General features: G+C 38.2%; 16 protein-coding genes and 2 pseudogenes. 3 read left to right on the top strand and 15 right to left on the bottom strand.

Features of this window, described 5'->3' with window-relative positions:
• Window position 1: 1 nt before the first annotated feature.
• The 10 genes and pseudogenes from IPK35_04960 to nagB form a co-directional block, all read right to left on the bottom strand.
• The gene (locus tag IPK35_04960) at window positions 2–1,441 is read right to left on the bottom strand and encodes an alpha-L-fucosidase (GenBank protein MBK8052635.1); all 1,440 of its coding nucleotides are present in this window, start codon (window positions 1,439–1,441) and stop codon (window positions 2–4) included.
• Window positions 1,442–1,520: 79 nt separating this feature from the next.
• Window positions 1,521–2,291: a class I SAM-dependent methyltransferase gene (locus IPK35_04955; GenBank protein MBK8052634.1), complete on the bottom strand. Its 771-nt coding sequence runs from the start codon at window positions 2,289–2,291 to the stop codon at window positions 1,521–1,523.
• A 169-nt stretch (window positions 2,292–2,460) separates the two neighbouring features.
• Window positions 2,461–3,588 carry a family 10 glycosylhydrolase gene (locus IPK35_04950; GenBank protein ID MBK8052633.1) on the bottom strand — a complete coding sequence of 376 codons (1,128 nt, stop codon included), beginning with the start codon at window positions 3,586–3,588 and terminating at the stop codon, window positions 2,461–2,463.
• Window positions 3,589–3,627: 39 nt separating this feature from the next.
• A pseudogene (locus tag IPK35_04945) lies at window positions 3,628–4,458 on the bottom strand (DMT family transporter).
• Between the two features lie 70 nt (window positions 4,459–4,528).
• On the bottom strand, window positions 4,529–5,602 hold the full coding sequence (locus IPK35_04940; GenBank protein MBK8052632.1) for a carbohydrate-binding family 9-like protein: 1,074 nt from the start codon (window positions 5,600–5,602) through the stop codon (window positions 4,529–4,531).
• Window positions 5,603–6,223: 621 nt separating this feature from the next.
• On the bottom strand, window positions 6,224–7,096 hold the full coding sequence (locus IPK35_04935; protein MBK8052631.1) for a T9SS type A sorting domain-containing protein: 873 nt from the start codon (window positions 7,094–7,096) through the stop codon (window positions 6,224–6,226).
• A 250-nt stretch (window positions 7,097–7,346) separates the two neighbouring features.
• Window positions 7,347–9,890, bottom strand: a complete 2,544-nt coding sequence (locus IPK35_04930; protein MBK8052630.1) for a carbohydate-binding domain-containing protein — start codon at window positions 9,888–9,890, stop codon at window positions 7,347–7,349.
• A gap of 17 nt (window positions 9,891–9,907) precedes the next feature.
• Window positions 9,908–11,185 (bottom strand): MFS transporter, encoded by a 1,278-nt coding sequence (locus tag IPK35_04925; GenBank protein MBK8052629.1) that lies wholly within the window; start codon window positions 11,183–11,185, stop codon window positions 9,908–9,910.
• 703 nt (window positions 11,186–11,888) lie between these two features.
• Complete coding sequence (locus IPK35_04920; GenBank protein ID MBK8052628.1) at window positions 11,889–14,123, bottom strand: beta-N-acetylhexosaminidase; 2,235 nt, start codon at window positions 14,121–14,123, stop codon at window positions 11,889–11,891.
• A 37-nt stretch (window positions 14,124–14,160) separates the two neighbouring features.
• A complete protein-coding gene (gene nagB / locus IPK35_04915) occupies window positions 14,161–16,107 on the bottom strand; it encodes a glucosamine-6-phosphate deaminase (GenBank protein MBK8052627.1) in 1,947 nt (648 codons plus the stop codon).
• Between the two features lie 188 nt (window positions 16,108–16,295).
• On the opposite strand from nagB, the gene IPK35_04910 reads away from it, so the two are divergent.
• Entirely contained in the window at window positions 16,296–17,381 is a 1,086-nt protein-coding gene (locus tag IPK35_04910; protein MBK8052626.1) for a family 10 glycosylhydrolase, read from the top strand.
• 390 nt (window positions 17,382–17,771) lie between these two features.
• Window positions 17,772–19,535, top strand: a complete 1,764-nt coding sequence (gene aspS, locus IPK35_04905) for an aspartate--tRNA ligase (GenBank protein MBK8052625.1) — start codon at window positions 17,772–17,774, stop codon at window positions 19,533–19,535.
• Window positions 19,536–19,578: 43 nt separating this feature from the next.
• Here aspS and IPK35_04900 read toward each other — a convergent pair.
• Window positions 19,579–19,912: pseudogene (locus tag IPK35_04900) on the bottom strand (type II toxin-antitoxin system RelE/ParE family toxin).
• Window positions 19,902–20,108, bottom strand: coding sequence for a hypothetical protein (locus IPK35_04895; protein MBK8052624.1), 207 nt, complete (start codon window positions 20,106–20,108; stop codon window positions 19,902–19,904). The pseudogene IPK35_04900 and the gene IPK35_04895 overlap by 11 nt, the downstream one beginning before the upstream one ends.
• 491 nt (window positions 20,109–20,599) lie before the next feature.
• Between IPK35_04895 and IPK35_04890 the strand changes: the two genes are divergently transcribed.
• On the top strand, window positions 20,600–21,061 hold the full coding sequence (locus tag IPK35_04890) for a hypothetical protein (protein MBK8052623.1): 462 nt from the start codon (window positions 20,600–20,602) through the stop codon (window positions 21,059–21,061).
• Between the two features lie 77 nt (window positions 21,062–21,138).
• Here the strand turns inward: IPK35_04890 and IPK35_04885 are convergent, their stop codons facing one another.
• The 3 genes from IPK35_04885 to IPK35_04875 all read right to left on the bottom strand — a co-directional run bounded on the left by IPK35_04885 (window position 21,139) and on the right by IPK35_04875 (window position 26,304).
• On the bottom strand, window positions 21,139–22,074 hold the full coding sequence (locus IPK35_04885; GenBank protein ID MBK8052622.1) for a FecR domain-containing protein: 936 nt from the start codon (window positions 22,072–22,074) through the stop codon (window positions 21,139–21,141).
• Between the two features lie 50 nt (window positions 22,075–22,124).
• The gene (locus IPK35_04880; protein ID MBK8052621.1) at window positions 22,125–22,652 is read right to left on the bottom strand and encodes a sigma-70 family RNA polymerase sigma factor; all 528 of its coding nucleotides are present in this window, start codon (window positions 22,650–22,652) and stop codon (window positions 22,125–22,127) included.
• Between the two features lie 166 nt (window positions 22,653–22,818).
• A complete protein-coding gene (locus tag IPK35_04875; protein MBK8052620.1) occupies window positions 22,819–26,304 on the bottom strand; it encodes a GHKL domain-containing protein in 3,486 nt (1,161 codons plus the stop codon).
• Between the last annotated feature and the right edge of the window lie 207 nt (window positions 26,305–26,511).

Below are 26,511 nucleotides of genomic sequence, written 5' to 3'. Positions count from 1 at the left end.
CTTAATCCACAATCTTCAGCACCCACACATGATCGGATACGCTCATGAGCTGTGCAGGTAAATTGATCTCCATATTTGGGCCTTTTTGAGCCCATTTTATTTTTGCGCTGCTTCCGAGTAGCTGGATTCTGGACGTTTTACCGGCACTCACTTTTGTCAGTGTAATTGCTTTGTCGGGAAAGTCAAAAAGAAAAATATATTTTGTTTTTCCATCTTTTGATTTAGTGAAACGGATTCCATCCCCTTCTTTAAATGTATCATACGTCCTTGTGCTATAGATAGCCTCACCGTTGGTCTTCATCCATGAGCCAATCTCATGCAATCTACTGTATGCGACGGAGTCAAATTCGCCTTCTGGACTCGGGCCGATGTTCAGGAGATAATTGCCACCTTTAGAGACGATGTCAACCAATTTTTCGATGATTTCATTGGTCGGTTTATACTTGTCATTGGGGACATAGCTCCAGCTATTGGCCATAGTCATACAGGTCTCCCATGGGTACGGAAGTCCGTCATCAGGTATGTGCTGCTCAGGTGTCAGATAGTTTTGGTGCTCACCTGTGACGGCTCTGTCCACTACGATGAGTTTGGGTTGTTTTTTACGTGCGTCTTTTACTATTTTACTCATATTGATATCCTGGTTTTGTGGATTGCGCGCCCACCTTGATCCTTCACTTTCATCAGCCAGATATTTTTTGACTTCACCATCAGATGTCTTCCTTACCCAACCTCCATCGAGCCATAATATATCCACTTTGCCATAATCACTGACCAATTCATTGATTTGACCATGCGTGAAATCAACAAATTTTTGCCATTGTTCTGGATGTTTTGTTACGGAATAGTTACAATTTCTGTCTGAAGGTGGAAATTTTCGCCACCAATAATAGTCAGAATGCCAATCAGGCTTGGAAAAGTAAGCACCAATCCAGAAGTTCTCTTTTCTGAAAGCATCAAATACTTCCTTTGTCACATTGCTGCGTGGATGGGATGAAAACGGAGTCTCTTGTCCTGTGATTTTATAGTCTGTCAGTTTGGTATCAAACATACTGAATCCATCATGGTGTTTGGTCGTAAATACCATATACTTCATTCCGGCCACTTTGGCTGCTGATGCCCATTTTTCAGGGTTGAATTTGGTAGGATTGAAGGTGTATTGAAGTGCTTCATACCTTTTTACATAGTCAAAATAACTCTCAGAAATTCCGGGTTTCCTGCCGCCGGTTGCCCAGCTCAGATCTTCCGGACAGATACTCCAACTCTCGACGATGCCCCACTGGCTGTAAGGTCCCCAATGCATGAGCAATCCAAATTTCAGATCCTTCCACTCTTCGAGTCTTCTATGAATGCTGGTGTCAGGATCGGGGTGATACTCATGATGCTGGGCTATCAACTGAAAAGATGAAGTGATCAGCAATATTAAAATTATAAGATGTCGCATATTCAAAGATTTTAAAATAATGATATAATGTAAGTTTTGACTTAGGGAGTAATTTGCTTATTAAAAAAAATAAATAAGGTTATTTTATCTTAGTGAATTTAAGCTGCGCCAGGTCTTTTTCTGATTTTATAATTTTGTCTAAAATTGATGTGACTGGAATTAGCAAATTTTGCAAAACAATTGAAATTTTATTTAACGGTTCGCCTTCTTTACGATCCTTTGGATTAAGTAACTTTCTTATGACTCCAGCCATGTAATAACTTACGGTGACATTAATAAAGTCTGTTGATACCCATTTGAATCCTAAACCCTCCATAAGTTGTATATAGTAAGACTGAGGCCGCCATTTACAGAGCATTTCTCCTGTCAGGACTGGAGAAATGCTCTCGTAAATATACAAATTTTGATTACATACTCTACACATCTCTTTTACAAGCTCTTCCAACATTTTGTCATTGGTGTTGTGTTGTAAAACTGTGGCAGAAAAAACAATATTGAATGCATTATCATCAAATGGTAAACTCGTGCCATCTGTTTTGGTAATTTCAATGTCAACCGGTAGTTTGGCTTTTGCAAGATCAATCATATTTTGTGAAATATCAGCACCTACCAATTTTTTTGGTCTCATAGGATATAGAGAACTTAAATTTCCTCCCGGTCCACATCCGATTTCAAGAACATCTTTATCAAGGTAATCTTCTTTCAGTAGCAGATCAAGAAATCTTTTTCTTTTATACCTGTAAAATGGTTCATCATCACCTGCTATCACATTATCCCTCTCATCTCTGATTTTAATTCTTTTTGCCACTTCTGACCAATATTCGTTGACGTTATATTCCGTTTGTACCATAAGTTCCTTTTTTTTTAACAAAAGTAGTTAATAAAAACCTTATCAAGAGTATGTTTAAAATTTTATATCTGAGTCAAAGTGAAATGTACCGGGTAAGTAGGGACACCAGAATAGTGTTACTTCGCCCTCTAAAAAATTTGTTTATTGTCATCGCTTAAATCTACTCCCATCAAGCCTGTAAAACCTTCTTCAATACCTGCCAATGTTCGTCTGACATGGACGCTAAGTCAAATAGAGATATACCTGCACATTTTCCTTTTTGTGCCTCAGCAACTGCTTGTGATATTTGTTCAGCTTTGATAGAGGGTATAAACAGACCCGAATACACAGGTTTTTTATTTTTGAGCCTTTCATTGGCTTTTTGTGTATGTTCAGCGATGTAGTCCATATCCCGCAAATAGAAATTGTGGTACAGCATAGGCAAAAATCCATCCAGATTCCACCGGTGCCATTCTTGCCTTACGTTCTCCCAATTGGGAAAGACAGCGGCAGTGACTTGCTTATTATACTTTTTGGCTTCGGGTACCAGGATGTCATTGACCAGGTGTGTCACACTGTCTCTTCTGAATTGCACCCACTCTTTGTGTGATGCGGGCTCTTTGATGTCTGTAAGCGGATCGATGCCATGTTTGGCTTTGAACTTTTCGCGGCACGATGGTGAGTACGAATAATCATATGGTGGATATTCCTTGTCCTGTACAATGTTGTATTTGGGTTGAAGTCCTTCAGCTATGATGGCATCAGGAAGTCGTACATAATCCAGATGGACACCCGCGAGTTCGGATATTTTGGAAAGTGCTGTGACATTTCCTTTGATAAACTCCTGAGCACCGGGATGACATGGGCACAAAAACTTATAGTATGATACATAGGCAGGATGGGTGTGTGCAGGCTGACCCAGTCCATTGTAGGCATACCATTCAGGATGTTTTTCGACGATTTGCGGTGCGTTGCATGGCATGGTCCACATCCAGGCGTGCAACTCCATACCGGATGATTGGCATGCTGGTATGATCTTTTCCAATACATTGGCCACCATGGGAAGTTGGCCACCTTCATAAAATGTATTGGTACCATTGTACACTTCTACCAGCATGGCGTGGATACCGGATTCGACGGCTTTATCCACCTTCATTTTCCACGTATCAGCCGACCAGTTGACATGTGGATGTGCCCAAACCCAGTTTTTATACTTTTTTGGTGGACTTTGCGGGATTTTGCATGAAGTCAGCTGATTGCCGAGTATTAATCCGGTTGTAGCCAGAGCTGTATTTTTAAGAAATGTTCTTTTGTCCATGTGTCATATATTTTATTTTGACATTATTTTTTTCAACTCCTACTTCTGACCCAAATACAATCCGCAAAGTACAAGGGTCAGTCCTCCCAATGTATATAAGGTAAAGGGCTCTCCAAGTATGCTTGTTGCAAATACAAACCCAAAGATAGGACTTAAAAACAGAAAAAATGAAGCCTTTACGGGATCAATTTTCAACATCCGCAGCCATAAGTTCACAGAGATGATAGATACAGGTATCACCAACCACAATATAGAAAACATGGCTGTCATTGAAAAAGTCACGTCGCCTTCTGATAATAAAATGGTGAATGGCAATAAAAAGATCGCTCCAAACAATACCTGCCAGCCATTGATGGCATATCTTGATAATGTCCAGGTTTTATCAGAATAATACAATGCTGCCCAGCTATAACTCATGATGCTGATAAATAGAAATGCTATGCCTTTGAAAGTGGCCAGATTGTTTCCCAATAGCGGTATGACAGCTACCCAAACTCCGGCAATACCCAACAACAAGCCCAGAATCTGGGTTTTATTAGTTTTCTTGTTATAAAACATACCACCGAGGAGTGCCATCATCAGCGGACTCATAGATGTGGACAGGCTCCCTATTCCGGCTGCAACTTCATTTATAGCCAGTACAAATAAGCTCAAGTACAAGGTGATATTAAAAAAACCAAAGATAGCAAGTTGTATCCATTCTTTTTTATCCGGCAGTCGCCAAGGTTCAAATATCCTCGAGTACAGCAATAAAATAAAAGCCGCAAGGAAAAACCTGAATTGAAACAATACTAAGGGTTGCATGACTGTTACACCGATTTTGGCAGCTACAGAAGCGGATGACCATAGCGCCGCAAACAATATTCCGAGACCAACAAAAGCAAATGGATGTCTCAATGATCAAAAATTTGATTGCTATGATTACTAAACTCCATTAGAATTATGGCTTTTTTTCCCACACTCTGCCATCTTCCCTGATGTAGTAGCAAATCCGGCTTTTGCAGTACTTCGCTGTAAAAGTATCTCCCAGTACCCTGATTTCAAAATCCGTCTGTTTCAGGTCTGCCGGAAGTGTCGTGGTATATATGCTATGTTTTGCATAAAATGTCTGCTGATGCAGAAATATTTTTCTAAGCTGCATTTTGATGTTATCTACTTCAAGTGCAGATTTAATCAGTTTTTCATTGGGCGATTTAGCGAAGATAACCAAACCCCATGTCTCAGGATTGTGCATTGATATCACCCCTTGAGGTGACCAGACCCAATTGTTTTCGGGTTTGTCTTTTTGGGATGAAGCATCTTTTTGTTTATAATATTTTCCACTTTTGATGTCTCTATCCCATTGTACTCTTGAAAAATTGACTTTCCAGAAATCCCCATCTATGGGTTTGCCCCTTTTATGGCTTATTTCACCAATGGCAGACCATGGGATAGCCAGCTCGATGGTCCATTTTTCATCCTTATCAGATGCATTATTATTGGTGCCATAGAGTTTTACCCCTTTTTTAAGCCCTTTGATGTCATATGCACTGATCGGTGTGCCAAACAAGCTGTAAGGTTTTGTCAATATTAAATCCCAGATAGTACCGATAGCATTGATCTCCAATTCCAGATATTGATGTGTGTCTCCATCAGGATCAATAAAGACTTCAAAATTATTTTCCTGAAAAATGACCATATCCTGCTTGTCAAATGTAGCCCAGATATGCGTCTCCTGCATTTCAGCAGCAATATAGAAATACTCATCATCCCACAGCAACTTTGCCTTGGTATCTAAGTGGGGTTTTGGTTTTTTAGATCCTTCAATTTCTGCAACTAAGTCAGTCCATACTGCATCCTGCCAGGCAGACTCAGTAATATCGCCATCTACATTGATGGATTTGCCTGTACCAAGATAGGTGCAAGTGTACGCTCGGGGTTGATATGAAGAAGTAGTGGATTGTTGGGCAAAAAGTTGTTGATGCAACAAAAAAGTGAACAGTAAACAGAGTAATGTACAATGATGTATCTTCATGATATTAGAGTAACAAAAATATCATCAAAGATACGCTTGATTCGTCTAAACTACGAATTTTAGAAAGGCGAAATACGCAAAAAGATAACTTTTGAAAAAAAATTTGAACTATTCGACTTAAGTTTCGGAGTAAATTTTGCAAAGACAAATTACAAATTTCGAACTTCATTCTAAACTTGATATATAAAATTATTCTTGTTAGATTGATTTTAACTGTCTTTTTCTTTTGTCTTGACACAAAAGAAACAAAAAGTCAAGGCTTTTTCATTTTCTTAACGTCAAAACTTCACAAAATAGCTAAACATAAAAAACTCGCCTTTGGAGTTTATCACCGTTTTGATATTTGAGGAACTTCGTTATTTTGTTCTCGCATTATGCATTCTTTTTGGCTCATACAGTTTTCTGTTCTTAACGCCATTTTGCAAAGTTTTGTCTAAAAATGAAAAGGCCAATCAAAGGTAGACTTTGGCACAGTAAATATGAAATTACATTAAGTTTACCCCTTAAGAATAAAGATCCATGTAAGTGCTATGTAAGACATTGGCAATCAGCACTATAAATCTAATTTCCTTTAATAGACAGTTAAAATCTGTTATTAATACATTTCTAAGTTTAGAGATATCAATGTAATACCAATTTTTTACTTACTGTTTCATTGCTTTGTGTAAGTTGAACTACGTACATTCCATTCAGACAATGAGAAAGGTCTATTTGATTATTTTCTACTTTCTGATCCAACACTATTCGTCCGGCTATGTCATACACACAAGCTTTTACAGGAGCATTATCTGGATTGGAAATATTGATCAACCTGTCAGATGTGGGATTTGGAAAAATATTCAGTGAGGACCTGACGATATCGCTGGCACTGCTGGTACCTTCTGTAGTCATATTCCAATGGTTGCGGACATAGATACCATCGACGATGATGTTCTGATTTGCGGCAAATTGACGAAGGGCCACACCCTGGATGTTTGACAAATCCGGAGCTGAGGTCGTACCTGTCTTTCCGAATGGTCCGGCAGTTGGAGTGGCAGGTTCTGTATCTATTTTATCTCCGTCTTTAAACACGTACAGACTTACTACATCATTATCCGCCCCAGAAATAAAGGTGTACTTTGCTACTACCAGATATGTTTCTCCGACATCGAGATCTGCTGACTGGCCGCCATCCGTGACTGCTGTTGAATTGAAGGTGAGACCAATTTTAAATTTTGTAGCAGATGATCCAGGGGCACTATATACTCTTGCTCTGAACGATGTACTTGTTGACGTAAAAACAGGTGCGGAAGGCGTCATATATTGTACATAATGAAAAAAATAGCCACTTGTGGCAGTAGTAACTTCACTAGTCGCTTTCACTAAAAATGATGCGTACACACTCATGGTATCGACCCAGCTGTCAAATGGACGATTTTCATCCGAACCAGTAGTCACTACGGCTGCTGCCCTGCCTTTTCCACTACCGATATAAGATGACTTTGTCCAGGACAATCCCTCTGTGGTAACTGCTATGGGACTAGTTGTTCCGGCACTATGAGCATACCAACCATTAGCATTTAAGAGTGCTCCGGCAGGATAATTAAAGTTCTCTCTTAAAAAGTCTTTTGACTATAAAGGCTACTGAAGCAAATCAAAAGAACGAAAGTGTACAGCTTTGTCATGATATGTAAATTTTAGTTATACAAATATAAAGACAAATTTGAATAGTACCACCTTTTTGATATCAAAAATAATAAATATATCAAGAATCCACTTGCCATTGGATGACCCGACTGAAATTACCGCTAGGCGAAAAGGTAATCAACTTTATTTCAGAAAAATTGATTTTTAATGGTTTTAAATAAACAGGGGATTCGATACCGGGATTGCTTCCATCAGTAGTATATCTTATCGTCAAACCCGGAAATGAAGTATTGGCAAATAGTGTATCGTTTTTGATCATTATTCCGGGACACGGTACTCTGAATTTTATATAACCAAAAAACCGGTATAAAAGGTCAAAATGGACTTTGCCTACTCTATTGGCAAAAAGTGACCATTCGAGATTAAAAGCATCATTTCTATCGGTTTTGTCTGATATTTTACTCCACTCTGGAGCTTGTGCCCATGCCCTCTCAGCCAGTGCAAGCATCCTTGGCAAGGCCATATATTCCACTCTTTCTGGTGTAGTCATCGTTTCGCCCCATATCTGACCCTGAATACCCGATATGTTCTCATGACTCCTTTTATTGAGCTTGGGCGCTTTTTTATACTCCATATCCGGATCTATCAGTTTGCCCATACCGCTTCTCCCCGCACTCTTATACAAGTCCATTGGCAAAAACCTCAAAACATCCTTAGTATCATTCATACCTCCCCAGTAAAATCCTTCTTCTTCAGGATGTTTGTCATAGGCAAAATCAAAATAAAGATTTGGCGCGTTGCACAGCACTACATTATATCCTGAGTTCGCCAAAAGATAGGGTGTAACTTCACCTTTATCTCCCCATACAGTATTCCAGCAATATGGTATGATGTTTCTATTTGTGAGTTGATGGTTAGGTGACTTTGCTCCATCCTGATGCCTGAAAGCTACTTCTTCCCATCCTCCGGTATTCAGACCTCTGTCCGTCAATATTTGATTGATGGCCTTAAGGAAATACTCATAGATATCATAAATATCGTGTAGTTCAGGGTGTGTTTCAAGAAATTTCTGACATATTGGTGATCCTTCCCAGACTCCATGGGGTACTTCATCTCCACCTATATGCAGGGTAGTAATATTTACACCGGCTTCGTGGTACATAGACAGAATTTCGTCAATGACTTTCTCAATAAATGTATACGTGGAAGGCAGGGCAATATTGATGACATTTCTTCTCCACAATTGTACGGACTCATAGACAGACGCATCATGCCAGTCCGTCAGCAAATATTCGTTAGCCTTTTCTTCCAATCCTTGCGCCATGTAGTTCAGATATCTGACTTCCATACTTCTGATGGCAGCCCGTGCATGACCAGGGAAATCTATGGCAGGTATTATCTCTATATGGTGTCTGTGGGCAAAGTGTAAAAGGTCAATAAATTCGCTTCTTGTATAATATCCGTTACCCGGTGAGTCCGGATCATTGGGGTCAAATCCTGAACCATATGATGGAAGTAAACATGTTGTTTCATCTATAGTGTGGCCTCTTTTGCTACCTATATCTGTAAGTTCCGGTAATCCTGCGATTTCAAGTCTCCAGCCTTCATCATCTGTCAAGTGAAAGTGGAACTTATTGAGTTTGTACATAGACATGTACTTGAGTAGTTTTTTTACTGTCCGAGGATGTTGAAAATTTCTCGCTACATCCAGGTGCATACCCCTGTATGAAAACACAGGTACATCCATGATAGTGGTATAAGGAATTTTTATCTCGCCGTTTTTAGTATTCCCGGCAGCAGAAGACATGATCATGTAAAGACTTTGAATACCATAAAAAATGGAAGCGCCCCGAACACCAATGATATGGATACCGTCCTGATTGATTACTAGTTTGTAGGCTTCATTTCCTTGTTCTTTTTTTTGATAAGGATTTTCAATTTTTCCCAACTCCAATCTAATATTCCCCTGATTTCCGGCTACGGCAATCATATGGATGCCAAACCATTTTCTGCAATCTTCGATAAAAAGGCCAGCTTCTGCCACCAAAGCAGATTGGTACGCCAGTCTTGTATCCTTATTAATTACAAAAAATCCATCATTTTCTTTTTTGTACCAATAAGGAGTTGGTACTACAGGACATAAAACATTTTTATCTATGTCTTTTAAAACATCATTATCCTTGTATATAGATGCATTGTCCGGCTGAGGATATTCATCCATCCAACTTCTCGTCTTCTGCTCATCTCGCTCAAAAGAAATGACAGTAACCGGTGGCAATGCTTCCGGATTCAACTCATTTCCGGATGAATCTCTGTAAACAATATAAAAACCCAATGGCTTATCCACAGTTTTTATAGCCCAATAATCTGCTATATAGGATATAACAACTTCATCTCCAGGTAATAATGGTCTAAAATCTTTTGTAGGTTCCAAACAGAACAAGTCACCATTAACATGTTGGATTTGAAAACCTTTTGAAACCGACGTTGACTGAATTTTTCTCAGACTATTAAAATAAATTGACCAGCCTTTTTTTAATGTATGTATACTATTGTTCCTTATGGATAGTTCAGCCTTAAACTGTTCTTTCCCATCGTAAACATTGGTGATCACGTGATATTGTACTGACAGGTGTTTACCTTCAGGATTTGAATTCTTCATAAGTTTCTTAAAATTGATTACTCATTTTCATCAGCTACAACAGGCTTCAGAGGTATAAACCAACAAATCAGAAAGGCGGGAATGGTGGCTATCAGCACCCAGATGAAAAACATTTTGTACCCCATCATATCACTCAGGTAACCACTCAGCATGGAGGGTATCATGACACCCAGATTCATAATACCTGTTGCAAAGGCATAGTGCGCCATTTTATAATTACCGGGTGCTATCTGTTGCATCATAAATAATGTCAGACCTACAAATCCGAATCCATAACCAAAGTACTCAATCACCACAGCTCCGGTGATGATTACAAGGCTCGATGGCACAAAGTAGGCCAGCAAGGCAAACATGGCAAATGGCAGGTTGAAAAAAGCACACAAGATCAAAAGCGTCTTCGTATTCAACCCTCTTGATGACACAAAATATCCCCCGGCAAGTGAACCGGCAACGTATGCTGCAGCTCCAAAAACTCCATAAGCTAAACCTATATCAGAAGTACTCAAGCCCAATCCACCATCGGCCTTATCTGCTTTAAAGAAAAGCGGTGCAATCTTGATCGCCTGCCCTTCTGCAAATCTATATAAGATGATAAAAACAATACCCAACCAAATGTATTTTTTTTGAAAAAAGGTGGTAATGACATCTTTGAGTCTGGCAAACCCTTCATCCAATGTGGCAACCTCAGTTTTAGCAGCATCTGAAGGCAGCATTTTGATGTGATACAAGCCCACAAGTATCATAATAGCCCCGTATATACACATAACAATCGTCCATGCAGATACTACCCCAAGTCTTTCTTCCAGCTGGCCGGCAAGATATACCAAAGCACCGCCTGACAAAACTTTGGCAAGGTTGTAGGCAGCCCCTTGCCATCCTATATACATGGCTTGCTGCTTTGGTGACAATACATTAAGATAAACCCCGTCTACAGCCATATCGTGGGTAGCGCCACCAAAAGCAATAATGGCCAGCAATGCAATACTATATACAAAAAAATCGGGCAATGACAGCGAAAAAGCCACCAAACCAAACATCACCCCTATAGTAAGCTGAGTCAGGATAACAAAAAATTTCTTTGTTTTATAGATTTCCATAAATGGTCCCCAAAGTGGCTTCAGAGTCCATGGGAGCATAATCAAAGATGTCCAGAATGCTATCTGAGTATCTGTGATACCCATATTCTTAAACATCAAAGCAGATGCAGCTGCTATAGCCACAAAAGGCAAGCCCTGAGCAAAATATGCTGTAGTAACCCAGGTCATCGGAGATCTTTTTGTTTTTGTGTTTGACATTTAGATTGTATTTGTTTTTATTAGGTTTTGGCCAAAAGGTCTTTTGGTTTTTTTAAATTCTGTTCGCTTTCCTTCCCGCAACCCTCATTCCCTAAAGGTTCGACCCTCACTTATTATTACTCATTATTCAGATTGTTCAGATCGTTCAACTCATTCAAATCATTCGGTTGTTCAGATTGTTCAGATCGTTCAGATTATTTATCTTCCCTCAACCCTCATTCCCTAAAGAGCTTGTCAAGCTATGCTTGAGACGACCTACGCTTACTGTCACTCATTATTCGGCTTTTCAGATCGTTCATCTTCCCGCAACCCTCATTCCCTAAAGAGCTTGTCAAGCTATGCTTGAGACGACCTACGCTTACTGTCACTCATTATTCGGCTTTTCAGATCGTTCATCTTCCCGCAACCCTCATTCCCTAAAGAGCTTGTCAAGCTATGCTTGAGACGACCTACGCTTACTGTCACTCATTATTCAGATTGTTCAACTCATCGTAATTATTCAAATCATTCGGTTGTTCAGATTGTTCAGATCGTTCAACTTCCCGCAACCCTCATTCCCTAAAGAGCTTGTCAAGCTATGCTTGAGACGACCTACGCTTACTGTCACTCATTATTCAGATTATTCAGATTATTCAGATTGTTCAAATTATTTAACTCATTTAAATCATTCGGTTGTTCAGATTGTTTGGTTGTTCAGATCGTTCTATTTTACAGTAATCTCATCTATGAACAACCATCCTTTTTTGCCTGCTCCCGGGTGATCTGCCGGTAAAGGTCCGAAATTTTTTACTGTAAGCCTGATATATCTGGAAGATATTCCATTGGTCTTTATTTCAACTTCTGAAATGTTTTCCTTGCTGTTGAATTGTGTTATTTCGCCGACCTTTTTATAAGTTTTTCCGTCATCAGATGCTTCTGCAATAAGGGCAGATGGCAAAAATATCCATGATCCTTCACTTCTGTAAAAACGGCAATTAATAGTATTGATATCGGTTGTCATTTTAAAATCAAGGGCAATCGTAGCGTCGGTTTTATCAAATCCAAGCCACTCATCATCTTTGAATTTATTGTTGCTTCCTTTGATGCCATTGATGATACATGCATTGCCTCCACTATTGTATTTAGGGGATGGCGCTGGATCTATGGTAATAGCAGCTTTTGTCGCTTTATGAAAATCAAGATCAAAATTTAAGGGATTGCCCTTTTTATCTCCCTTTGCAGCAGTAAAAGAGTGGTTTCCTGAGGTTTTCAGTTCAAAAATCTGACTTGCCTTAAAAGGTTTTTCCGATTGACCATCTATGGAATACAAGATATTGGCTCCTCTTGGCAATAAAAAGCTGACATTGATATTTCCGTTTTTATTTTTCCATACCTTGGGAGTCAATTCATAAAGGTGATTGGCTATATTGGCACCTTTGGATTTCCAATAGTCATTGTGGATTTCGTATTTTGATAGAAATGCTTTATAATTTCTTTCTTTTGACCAAAGGGCTTCAGACATGGCGAGACCCCGTGCATAGGTCATGTACTCAACATGTGGAAAATCTTTGATGTATTCCGTCCATACATTGGCCTGTCCACCCAAAATATACTTTCTTTTTTCTGCTTCCAGTTCTTTGGGTACAGGTTGCCAGTGGTAGACCTTTTCGACATTGGTATAACCTCCTATAGCTAAAGGCTCATCAGAAGATAAAGATTGGTAATGATCAAAATAACAATGGCTACCCGGAGTCATGACCACATCATGATTTTGTCTGGCTGCTTCGATTCCGCCTTCAGTACCTCTCCACGACATTACCGTAGCATTGGGAGCTAATCCTCCTTCCAGAATTTCATCCCATCCTATGATCTGACGGCCTTTGGAGTTGATGTATTTCTCCATGCGCTGTATAAAGTAACTTTGCAGTTCGTGTTCGTCCTTAAGGTTTTCTTTTTTGATAAGTTCCTGACAAAAAGCACTCTTTTTCCATGCTTCTTTCGGACATTCGTCGCCACCGATATGGATATATTTTGATGGAAATAATACCATCACCTCATCGAGGACATCCTGAAGGAATTGAAAAGTATTTTCAGTAGGACAATACACATCATCGAAGACACCCCATTTGGTTGCTACCTCATACTTCTTATTTTCACAACCCAATTCAGGATATGATGCCAATGCTGCCAATGAATGACCCGGCATTTCGATTTCAGGTATTACGTTGATATTTCTATCCATGGCATATCTTACGATATCCTTTACTTCTTCCTGAGTATAATATCCGCCATATCTTTTCCCATCATATTGGCCTGTGTTTTGACCTATTACAGTTTCCTTTCTGAAAGCTCCGATCTCCTGAAGCTTTGGATATTTTTTGATTTCAATACGCCAACCCTGATCTTCGGTAAGGTGCCAGTGAAATTGGTTGTACTTGTAATAAGCCATGTAGTCTATAAACTTTTTTATATCATCAGCTTTATAAAAATGTCTTCCAACATCCAGATGAAGGCCACGATACTCGAATGCAGGTTTGTCTTCGATATTTGTCTGGGGTAGTGGCAAACCCTTATGGGTAAGCATTTGTGCCAGACTTACCAAAGCATATTGCAATCCGACCTTACTACCTGCCTTGATGGAAATTTTATCTTTTTCTATAAATAATTTGTACCCTTCTGCGGTCATTCTTTTATCAATGGAGCATGTGGTATTGGCATTTTTTTCATTTTGCCAGCTGACCATTTTCAAGTCTTTAAACAAGTGGTCAAAGTAAGCGCTTTTGGCTTCTTCAGGGATGTAAAGTTTAATTTCCTTCAAACCGGAATTTTTACCAATATTGATGACAGAGTTGGGTGCAGGTATTACTCCTGGTAAATTGTTTGTTTGACTATACATTTTTCCATTGATGAATGAAAAAACAGATAATAATAAGATTATAAAACTATAAGATGACTTCATAAATGAATAATGATTAAAAAATCGTAATTAAGACATATCAAAACTTCCATCGTACAAATGCTTCCATTGCCTCATATTCTGCAAGTCCCAATACGTTGTACAGATGAGCTGTTTCTTTGTTTCTGTCTTCTGCTCTTTGCCAGAATTCACGGGTATCTTCTCCCGGAAACACAGGATGATCTTTCTGAGACTGATGCATAAAGATAGCCTTTCTTTTACGCATCAGTTCTGCAGGACTGATTGGAACCGCCATTTCGATTTCGTCGATGGGCCATTCGTGCCATGCGCCTCTGTATAACCATAAATAACAATCTTTCCACCATTTTTGGTCACGCGTACGTTCAAAGCCTTCAAATATAGCATCAAGGCAGACTCTGTGTGTACCATGCGGATCAGCAAGATCTCCCGCTGCATATACCTGATGAGGTTTCACTTCGTTGAGCAGATTAACAATAATTTCAAAATCACCCTCACCCAGTTTATTTTTTCTCACACCGCCTGTTTCATAAAAAGGCATATCGAGAAAATGAATATTTTTTTCAGGTAGTCCACAAAACATGGCACCACTTCGGGCTTCTTCTCTTCTTATTATACCTTTCAGTATCCTCAGTTCTTTGATATCTGATTCATTTGGGTCCTTTTTATCAATAAATTTTGAAATTTTTTGTACAACTTTATACAACTCAGGGTTGTCAATACCGATAGCTTTTGCAAAATCACCCATAAACTCAGCATATCTCCACGCATCTATGTCGTGAACAGCAATATTTCCTGAAACCTGATATGCTACATGTACCTCATGTCCTTGCTCTACAAGTCTCATAAAAGTACCTCCCATAGATATCACATCATCATCCGGATGAGGGCTGAAGATGATGACTCTTTTTTTCGCAGGATTGGCTCTTTCTGGCCTGTTGCTGTCATCTGCATGTGGCTTGCCGCCGGGCCAGCCTGTGATGGTGTGCTGCAGTTTGTTAAATATTTTGATATTGAGCGTGTATGTCGAGTTGTACTCTGCGATGAGTTCTGATAATCCATTATTGATATAGTCTTCATCAGTGAGTTTCAGCAATGGTTTTTTAAGTTTTAGTGAAAGCCAGATTACTGCTTTGGCTATGAGTTTATCATCCCAGTTACAGATACCTGCCAGCCATGGAGTCTTAACTTTGGTCAGTTCGGCTGCTGCAGCGGCATCTAGATAAAACTTCACATTATTATGATTCTGAAGGTAGGTAGCAGGTATCATTTCTGTGATATCGCCCTCGATAGCTTGCTGTACAATATGTGCTTTATGGCTGCCCCATGCCATGATAAATATTTGTTTGGCCTTGAGGATGGTACTGATTCCCATGGTGATGGCCCTGTAGGGTACATTTTCTTCTTTACCGAAGTCTTTGACAGCATCTACTCTGGTAAGATGATCCAATTTGACAAGTCGTGTTTTGGATGAAAGCCATGAACCCGGCTCGTTGAATCCGATGTGTCCTGTTCGGCCTATTCCCAGAATCTGAATATCCAGACCACCCAGAGATTCTATCTTTTTTTCATACTCAGCACAAAAGTTTTCGACATACTCTATTGGCAGATCTCCATTGGGTATGTGGATGTTGGAAGGATTTATGTCAATATGATTAAACAGGTATTCATTCATAAATTTGACATAGGACTGATTGGCATCCGGCTTCATTGGGTAGTATTCATCCAGATTGAAGGTGATGACATTGTAAAATGAAAGTCCTTCTTCTCTGTGAAGTCTGACTAATTCATTATAAATTTTGATAGGTGAAGAACCGGTAGCCAGACCTAACACTATATTCTCATTTTCCTGCTGCTTCTGTCTGATACAAAGCGCAATATATCTGGCAATTTGAACTGCACCTTCGTCAGGTGAATCCCAAAGTTTGATCGGAATTTTTTCAAAGGTTTTTAATTGATATTTCAGTCCGGTGGCAAATTCTGTAATTGTTGATGTTGTATGATTCATATCTTTAATGAAAAGTTATTTGGGACAAATATAATTAATATGTGCGCGCACACGGCATATTTTGTTTTATTTTTTTAAAAATTTTTACTTTCCGGTATATCTTCGTAATTTGTGAAGTCTTTAAAATGTATCATATGCAACGATCATCAATGAATATCACCTGGCTTTTTTTTCTTCTTATGGGATTAATGGCAACAGGATGCCAACAGACACCTCAAGAAATGAATCATTTAAACCGTAAAAATAATGCAGATCCCATCAAAGGTGTGTGGCTGACCAATATAGCCAGTGATGCTCTTTTTAGCAAAAGTAATATTGAAAAGGCAGTGCAACTCTGTGACAGTCTCGGTTTCAATCACATTTTTGTAGTCACGTGGAATGATGCCACTACTACCTACCCAAGCAAAATGATGAAAAATCTAACTGGTGTGGAAATTCAACCGGAATTAAGTGGTAGAGATCCATTAAAAGAATTGATAGATGCCGCACACAGCAAAAACATCAAAGTGCACGCCTGGTTTGAGTTTGGCTTCTCCTGCTCGTACAAAAAAGATGATGGTGGTCCTATCATTAAGGCCAAACCACACTGGGCCTCACTCGATAAAAATGGCAAACTTGTTTCCAAAAATAACTTCCAATGGATGAACACCTTTCATCCGGAAGTACAGGAATTTATCACATCCTTGGTGACAGAAGTAGTGACCAACTATGATATAGATGGCATACAAGGAGACGACAGACTACCGGCCTTACCATCTTCCGGTGGATATGATGCATACACTGTCGACATGTACAAATCTGAAAACGGTGGTGTGGTTCCACCTCAAAATGAAAAGGATTATGAATGGATAAAATGGAGATCAGGTAAGCTGAATGAATACCTGATAAAACTCACCAGTGAAGTCAGAAAAATAAAACCTGACATCATCATATCGATGGCTCCGAGTATTTACCCCTGGTGCGAAGCAGAGTATCTGCAGGACTGGCCAACCTGGGTCAATATGGGCATCGTAGATTACATCATACCACAGATATACAGATACAAAATAGACAGATACCAGTATGAACTGGACAAAATAGTGAATACCCAGATTTCGCCTGAAAATAAGTCTAAATTATTTCCCGGTATATTACTTCAGGTGGATGATTATAATCCTTCCGAAGGTATGCTGGACAGCATGATTCAGGCCAACAGAAAGCACGGCATCAATGGAGAAGTTTATTTCTTTTATGAGGGTATAAAGAAGTACCCTGAATATTTTAAGGGTAATTAGTTCTATTTTGTCAAATTACACGGATTATCCGATTGATTGGTAACTGTTGGCATAACCCAACAGTTGTGACCCTAATTTACCTGTACATTTGTACCGACGAGAATTTATTTTTGTTGATTACATTTTGATGAAAGTGTAATTGACTTAGATTTTTGAAGGTAACTAAGTTGAATTAGGAGGTATCTTCATGAACGAATTATGACATAAGCCAACAAAAAAATATCTATCATTTGCCGATCAACACTTATAATCGTACCTTTGTGTGCTAAATTTTTTAATGTTGGAAAGTCGCTTATGAGCAATGAAACAATACAAAATGACCTCATTTAAAGAGTTACAAGATTACAAACCAATATACCAAACATTTGATAACGATTAACTAAGAATAATATGTACAGAAGTCATAATTGCGGCGAACTAAGGATAGCAGATTTAGGAAAAAGGGTCACCATAGCAGGTTGGGTGCAAAAAGGCAGAGATCTGGGTGGTCTTACTTTTGTGGATGTACGTGATAGGTATGGAGTGACACAATTAGTATTCAATATGGATGAAAATGCTGAATTGTGTACTCAAGCCAGGAAACTGGCCCGTGAATTTGTCATCCAGGCGACAGGTATAGTGCGGGAAAGGTCCAGTAAAAATCCCAACCGAGCTACAGGTGATATTGAAATTGAAGTTTCTACATTCAACGTACTCAATGAATCCAAGGTACCACCATTTACTATCGAAGACGAAACTGATGGTGGCGATGATATCAGAATGAAGTACAGATATCTGGATCTGCGCAGATCACCGGTGCAATCCAATATCATATTCCGGTCAAAGCTGGCACTGGAAACCAGAAAGTATCTCGACAGTCAGGGGTTTATAGAAGTGGAGACGCCATTTCTTATCAAAAGTACACCTGAAGGCGCCAGAGATTTCGTCGTGCCCAGCAGGCTGAATCAGGGTCAGTTTTATGCATTACCACAGTCTCCGCAGACCTTCAAGCAGATATTGATGGTTGCCGGTTTGGACAAATATTTTCAGATAGTCAAGTGTTTCAGAGATGAGGATCTGAGAGCGGATCGTCAACCTGAGTTTACCCAGATAGACTGTGAGATGTCATATGTACATATCGAAGATATACTCAACACATTTGAAGGATTGACGAGGCACCTATTCAGGCAGACTCTGAGCATTGAACTCGGAGATTTTCCCAGAATGACTTATGATGATGCTTTGAGACTTTATGGTTCGGACAAACCTGATCTCAGGTATGATATGCAATTTGTAGAGTTGAATGACGTAGTCAAAGGCAAAGGATTCAGTGTTTTTGATGAAGCAGAATTGGTTGTGGGCATTTGTGTCAGGGATATAGCAGAAAAATACTCCAATAAAGATATGAAAGACCTGACCGAATGGTTGCAAAGACCACAAATCGGAGCAAAAGGTTTGGTATATATCAAGTATCAGGAAGATGGAAGTATTAAGTCCACTATTGGCAAATTTTATACAGATGACGAGTTGAACAGTTGGGCTCAAAGATTCAGTGCTGAAAAAGGTGATGTGATCATGATCCTGAGTGGTGAAACGGAAAAAACCAGAAAACAGCTCAGTGAATTAAGGCTTGAGTTGGGCAAAAGACTTGAACTGGCAAAACCCGGCGATTTCAAACCACTTTGGGTATTGGATTTTCCACTATTGGAGTGGGACGAGGAGTCAGGTAGATTCCATGCGATGCATCATCCGTTTACATCTCCCAAAAAAGAAGACATACCACGTATGCTCAACGGCGATCATGAGACGATGAAAAGCCTGAAGGCTGATGCTTATGATATGGTCATCAATGGTGCTGAGATAGGTGGAGGTAGTATCAGAATCCATGACCGCGCACTTCAATCCAGGAACTTTGACCTTCTGGGCTTCAGTAAAGAAGAAGCTGAAGCACAGTTTGGATTTCTGCTTGGAGCTTTTGAGTATGGTGCACCACCACACGGAGGGCTGGCATTCGGATTTGATCGACTATGTGCGGTGATGAATGGGCAATCTTCTATCAGAGACTTTATAGCGTTCCCTAAAAACAATCAGGGCAGGGACATGATGATCGACGCACCATCACCGGTACATGCTGATCAGCTCAAAGAATTGGGATTGGATTTGGAAGGAAAATAAGGGTTGATTTTCACCCTATTGGCGCAAGACTGTAACTTAAATACTATTCAGGCACATATTTCAGGAGTTCTTCCAGTTCTTTGTCGGTAAGATTTTCTTTTTCGGATTTTTCATAAATGGAGAGTAAGTAAGTAAACTGTTTCTTCTGCAATGACAATGTTTGTTATCAACCTTGCGCCTCCGCTTTTACCTTTACCTTTAGAAGAGATAGACAGACGAATTTTTTAACAGTTTCTACCTAAAAGTGTTCCCTGTACCGGGTTATCCTCCAAGCTCTCAAATAAAGCAGATATTTCTTTTTTCAAAGAATTATATTTTTTTACCAACCTTTTTAATTCTTTTCTGAATGTAGGAACTGCGATTATGTTATAACTCATCCAACAACTGTTTTGCAGTTATGCCTTTAAGTTTTCCATCTCTTACCAGTTTTAGTTCTTCAACAGCCTCTTTTATCTCTTCCATCAGTAAAGCCTTTTCGTCAGAAATTGTGGTTGTTTTTACATATGGTAAACTTTTTAGCACTTCCAAAAGGTGAAAAGCCTTATTGTCTTTTATATCTAATATAACCTTCATTGTTCAAATTTTTTAGTTTATACGTTTGCCCTTAGTTTTAATCATTTTAAAGCAACACCTGTTGGGATGTGCTCTCTTTTATCGTTCTTCTTGAAATTATTGTCATTTTGTATATCTAATAAAACTTTCAAGCTTAAATAATTGCTCTAAAAATCCATCATTGGAAACACAACAGATATTTAATCACCTGTTTTACCATTGAAGTACTGGTGATTTTTAATAACCATATTTTATATAATCCTGGATGTAAAAATAATAAATAAAACATAAAGTAAGTATTTAAAGTTCAATATGGTATTTAACTGCATTCATTGACCTGTCCATTGAAAAATTAAAAAATATCCATTATTTTTGTACAGTTGCCGGAAAATGAGAAGCACAATTTTAGAAATGAATGAACAATTTGCAATCTTGTGCCGGCAAAGGAGTGCATCCAAAGAATCATTACATAATGTCAACGATTCCATCTGTTTTTATCTAAAACCACCATTGTGATGTTTAAAATTTTGATGATTTTCTTGTTTTTATTTGTTTGTGTCCCTTCTTCGAGCCAAGCAGTGTATATAGAATTATTGGGCAAGGGATTTGTCAACTCTGTGAATTATGAGCACAGTCTGAGCAAGGATTTACAAGGTATTAATGTGCAAATAGGAGTAGGTTTTGCACCCACATCCTTTATTACCGTTCCTGCCAGTTTGAATTATGTATTTGGCAGAAAAAAACACCACTTTGAGATAGGAGCCGGAGTGACATATATCAATGGCTTTCTATGGGATGATGATGACAGCTGGGGACCGGACTTGGTGATACATACCAATTTTTTATATCGCTTTCAAAAACCTGGGGGTAAATTCTTTTTTAAAATCGGAGCAACCCCTTTGATTTCCCGCCAATTCAATATCGGACCATGGTTCGGAGCAGGGTTAGGGTATAAGTTTAAATCCAACACATAAGAACCCCTATTCGTAATGGTATATCCAAGGACGCTACTTACAATGGTGTTATGCGAATCCTTGTAAAATATAAACTTTTATTTCCCTGAATCCGGAGCTATAATGATAATACAATCAAGGCAATCACCGGGTTTTGTATCTATGATTCCCTGTGATTTGAGGGATTTGATGATTTCATTAAAGTCACTGCTAAGATTTATTCTGACTCTTTGTTCAGGATCAAATTTGAATTTTTTGTCGATTTTGATCAGTTTTTTATTCTGTTTGACAAGATAGTCTTTCAACACGGAACCCAACTTATATACTGATCCTTCTGGTTTTACCGGTTCAGCAGCTTGTTCAACTGGTGGTGCTTTTTCGACAACGGGATTTTTGGCAGGTTTTATGACGGTTGGAGCTTTCTTTACCGGCTCAACGTGGTTAAGGTCAGTAAAAGAACCTCCTGCATATTTAAATTTATCACCTTTATGAAGCGTAATAGATTTATCCGGATTTTTGATTTCTGAAACCTTGACTATACCTTCCAATGTTTCAATATATGAAGTATCAGATTTTTGTGACATAATAAATTTAGTACCCAATACTTCTGTTTTCAAGTCTTTGGTATATATGACAAACGGTAAAATACTTTTCCTGACATCAAATGTTGCGCTTCCTTTAAAGATTATTTTTCTTTCATTTTGTCCTCTGAAGTGGAGTGGGTAGTCCATATTTGTACCCGTCATCATTGATATGATGCTACCATCAGTTAATGTGATATTTTGGTTTTCCTTTGCAAATACTTCTCTTCTTGATGGCTCAGGCTCCTTTAGAGTCAGCTCAAAAAGTACTATAACTATCATTGAAGCTGCAATAGATTGAATGATATTAATGAATGAGATCTTACTTTTTTTTTCTGCCAAATGACGTCCTTCCACCTGCTGCATCAATTGATTCCATTCAGCATCAGTATCAAAAACTATAAAGTCTTTGATATCTTTGTTTTGTTTCAATATGGAATCTAATTTATTCAATTTTTACTTAATATATACTTATGACGCTGATTTTTTGCAATAACACATTTTTACTCAAAAAAATATGAATGATTCTTTAACTTTACTTTAAGATGATTTGAAACCTTCGCAACATTATCTTCCACACTTCTTTTAGAGATATTCAGATAGTCTGCGATTTCTTCATAAGTCAAGCCTTCAAATTTATTAAGTCGGAATATCTCCCGTGGTTTATCTTTAAGATCTATCATTGCTAATTCGAAGGCCTGCCTAACAATATACGGATCCAAATGTTCATCAGTTGTATCCTGCAAAAGTAACATTTCATTTTCAACCAATGATGCAGATATCATAGACTTATTACTTCTGATGAAATCAATCATTGTATTTTTTGTCATTTGATATAAATACGCTTTAACAGATGTCTTTATTTCAATTTGATTCTTGTACTGCCATATTTTGACAAAAGTACTTTGAACTACTTCTCGGCTATTTTCATAATTTTCAAGATACTTGTTTACAAAATTGACAAGCGGATTGAAATATTCTTTGAAGATAATTTCAAAATCAGTTTTTTCTTCAAATGGTTTTTGGTGCAATTTGATTTTGGTGTATTTAGGTGCAAAAATAAAGATTTTATAAGAATAAATCAAGCATTAGACTACTTAATGCTAATAAAGTCACTATATAAGACCTGCTTTTTGATCTTCTTCACATTAAGTTTTAGCTTTGTGACAGTTGGTATTGATTACGACATTAAGATCATCAATCTTCCAGAGTCACTCTTGTTTCATCTCTCGAAGGCTCATCTATACGCATCAACGGTATGGAAACATAAAAATCAGTTCCATTTCCGACCTGTGTTTCAAAATAAATTTTTCCATTAAATGAGTCTATCATATTGGCGGAAATCGCCAAACCAAGTCCTGTGCCAGAACTCTTGGTAGTGAAATTGGGGGTAAAGACTTTATCTTTCATATGGTCAGGGATGCCGGTGCCATTGTCTGATATCCGTATGATTGCTTCATTTCCTTTTCTGCTGAGCTCTATTTCTATTTTTCCTCTTCGTTTTTCCGGTATGGCTTGAATGGCATTTTTCAAAAGATTATTCAGAATACGCACAAGATGGTTTTTATCAGCAAAAATATACAAATCATCTATCGGTTCGATCATATTGATATCCATATCATCTCGTTTTCTGAAAAGATCATGTATGGTTTCTACAACTTCATTGAGTATAAATTTTTCATTTGATGCCTGTGGCATAGCAGCAAAATTTGAAAATTCATTGGCTATTTGACTAAGATTATCTATCTGTTCTATCAGTACTGAAGAAACTCTTGGTATCATCTCATGTGCGCGTTCCGGATACTCTTTTGCAGTTTTTTCCAGATATTGGATATTGAGTTTCATCGGAGTGAGCGGGTTTTTGATCTCATGTGCTACTTGTTTTGCCATCTCTCTCCAGGCTATATCTCTCTCAGTTTTAGCGAGTAGTCCTGCGCTTTTTTCTACTTCCAGTGTGAGGTTATTGTAGTCATGTATCAAAGCTCCGATTTCATCATTTGAATTCCACTCAAGAAGTTCATTGGTTTTACCGAGTTTAAATTTTTTGAGCTTTTCGGCCAGAATACTCAGCGGTTGGGTAATGGAATTTGAAATGGTAATGGCAATAGCTCCTGCAATTAAAAATAAAAATATATAAGCATTTAAAATGGTACTGAGAAAATCCAATATATTGGACGATGAATTGTATGATTGATGATCTATGTCAATAAATGCAAATGGAATTTTTCGTGTCACCTTGTTCTCTCCCATAAAAAGCGGTACATATTCATGATCTTCAGGTTGATCATAATTGATGCCGGACCAGATATTGTATGAAACGCGCAAATGCATGTTTTCATCGGATGTAGCTCCCACCAGCTTACCGGTGTAGTCATATAGACTCAGTGCTTTATTGTGGATATAAGAGAGATCTTTCAGCTTGCTGTTGATATAATTGAGACCATAACCTACTTCATCAATGTTTTGGATAGATGTATTGATGTTGTTAAGTATCGATTCAGTTTCTTGTATATTTTTTGACTTTTGGTTTGCGACAATCAGGTTTTTGAAATATAAGGCAGTGATGACGCCGATGATAAGAAATGAAACGACTATCAAAAGGATGATAGCAAACTGTATTTTTGTCTTTAGTGATGCACTTGATCCAAATTTTACACCTAGATTGTCTGGAAGAAAATCATATTTAGTATTTATCCAGGTGAAAAGGATTACTATAAGACCTATCAATGTAAACATAAATGAAAATAAGGAAATAGGCTTAATCAAACCGGACACCTTTTTCCATGATACTATACGATAGTGATCTGATGGCTTTGACACAACGTAGGAATACCCTTTTTCTATATTGGTCTCCATCAGCGAACTTAGTATTTTGAAATCAGGAGATGCTTGAGTATTTTCTCTTTTTTCAATAAGCTGATCATGATGAAAAACAGCATACCCAAAGTCTTTATAATTTTGGCCATGAATCGATGTTGATTTTCCGACTTTGTAGATGATAAACAAGTACCAGGAAGTAGCACCTGAGTCTGATCCGGCAATTTCAAATCTTGAATAATAATAGTTTTCAAAAGGATGATGATAGATGTTTTTCCCTACCGCTCTGGAATGAAGATATGATTCATTGAGCTTGTAGTAGTCCGAAAAATGATTGGAAAAAAGAGTGGTGCCTCGCTGTTTGTTAAAAAGTTCCGTAGAAATTTCAATTGGAGAATCTGCATGTCGGCCTATGTACTCACTCAAATCCTTATTGTCAAGCATGGTATTGGGATCCATCGAAGCAATTTTTGTAAACACATCATCTGCCACCAAACTGTCATTGAGCATCTCTAATGAAGTCACTATCGCAGGGTCAAAATCATGGTAATATGCTGACATAAAACGTTGGCGCGTTTGTACATCTTTGTTTAAACCAAAATAAAACAGTGTGACAGCCAAAAATCCTGAAAACATCATCATCCACCAAATAAGGTAAGTGATCTTCTTTTCTTTCTTTTCAGTATAGGCATCCAATATAAGCGTGTAAGACGCGATAAACACAAAGAATAGTATTGCCGGAACATTGAGCCATCCTGCCATTCTGAGCAGGATATAAGCACCAATCCATCCTGTCACTAAAATGCCCGCTTTATAATAACCCTTCAATTGTTGCTGATGCATCCATTCAAACATCAGTTGTGTGCTGTGGAATATCATCATCATCAGTGTTAATAATGAGATGATCACTAAAAAACTGAGGTAATTGAATTGCAGAAGTGATTCAATTTCAAGGTTGACATCAGAATGCAGTACCCATTTTTCAATGACAAAAACGCTCACTCCAAATATAAAAAAGGTATAAAATCCTATCAGCCATGCCATCAGAGTAGTTTTGGCTGTGACCCATGTCGAATGGCGAAAAATCATTACACTCATGTAAATCAATACGCCAAATGCCCATAACCCGGCTATCATCTGATATATGTTGATTCCGGCATGTTCTGCGATAGTTAGATATGTATTTCCTGCGAAATAACTGTAAAATACCGGCAAACCATGCAATCCTCCATAAACTCCCAATATCATTATTAATAAGATCGTTGGGTACGTGGCAGATCTGAAGGAAGTGGAAATCTTTGACTTGATAATGAAAAGAAGTATGATAGAAATCAATACAATGCTACCAAAAAGGGCTATCCATGCCATTTTTTTCCAATAATTCTGAATGCGGGCACCGTCAAAATAGTCTAAACTCAAAACTGAATTTCTTATTTGTATCTTATCAAAATCCGGCTTTGAATTTACATCATAAAACTTCCATTTGTTAAATATCTTGTTATGATAATCTGTTTGATTCAAATTGAGGCTTACGATAGCGTAATTCAAACTATCACCCCATCTTGTGATTCGTTTAAATTCAGTCTGAGGATTTTCAGAAATGAATGTATTATCATTCCAGAAAACTATACTGTCCTGTCTGTAGACTTCTAAGTAAAATGGTGAACTGGACAGTGATGACAGGATTTGTTTGTCATTTTCACTTCCAAAATACTTCATCACTAAGGATGAATCCCTTTCCAGAATGATATTGATTTCTTCCGACAGTTCTGTAGTATGACCGTCAAGTCTCACAGGCTTTTGGCCCAGAAAAACTGCAAGCAATGATATCCCGAATAATATAATGGCAGCATATCGTAATGCCATAAAACAAAGCGTTTTGAATACGAAGCGCTAAGGTAATATAATTTTGATATAGAGTGTAATAAATATTATATACATTTGTAATGTTTGGTTTTTCCAAAAAACTTGAAGCACCAGCGAATCCAAAATAGAATTTATTGTCTATGCAGAGTTTATGAGATGCCATGTAGTGCCAATGATCCATTATTCTTAATCATGTTGGAAAATTAG

This window comes from Saprospiraceae bacterium (genome assembly GCA_016713025.1).
In the GTDB taxonomy this organism is placed as follows: Bacteria; Bacteroidota; Bacteroidia; order Chitinophagales; family Saprospiraceae; genus OLB9.
Note: the sequence above shows the minus strand (reverse complement) of the source record. Positions and strands in the feature narration are given on the sequence as shown.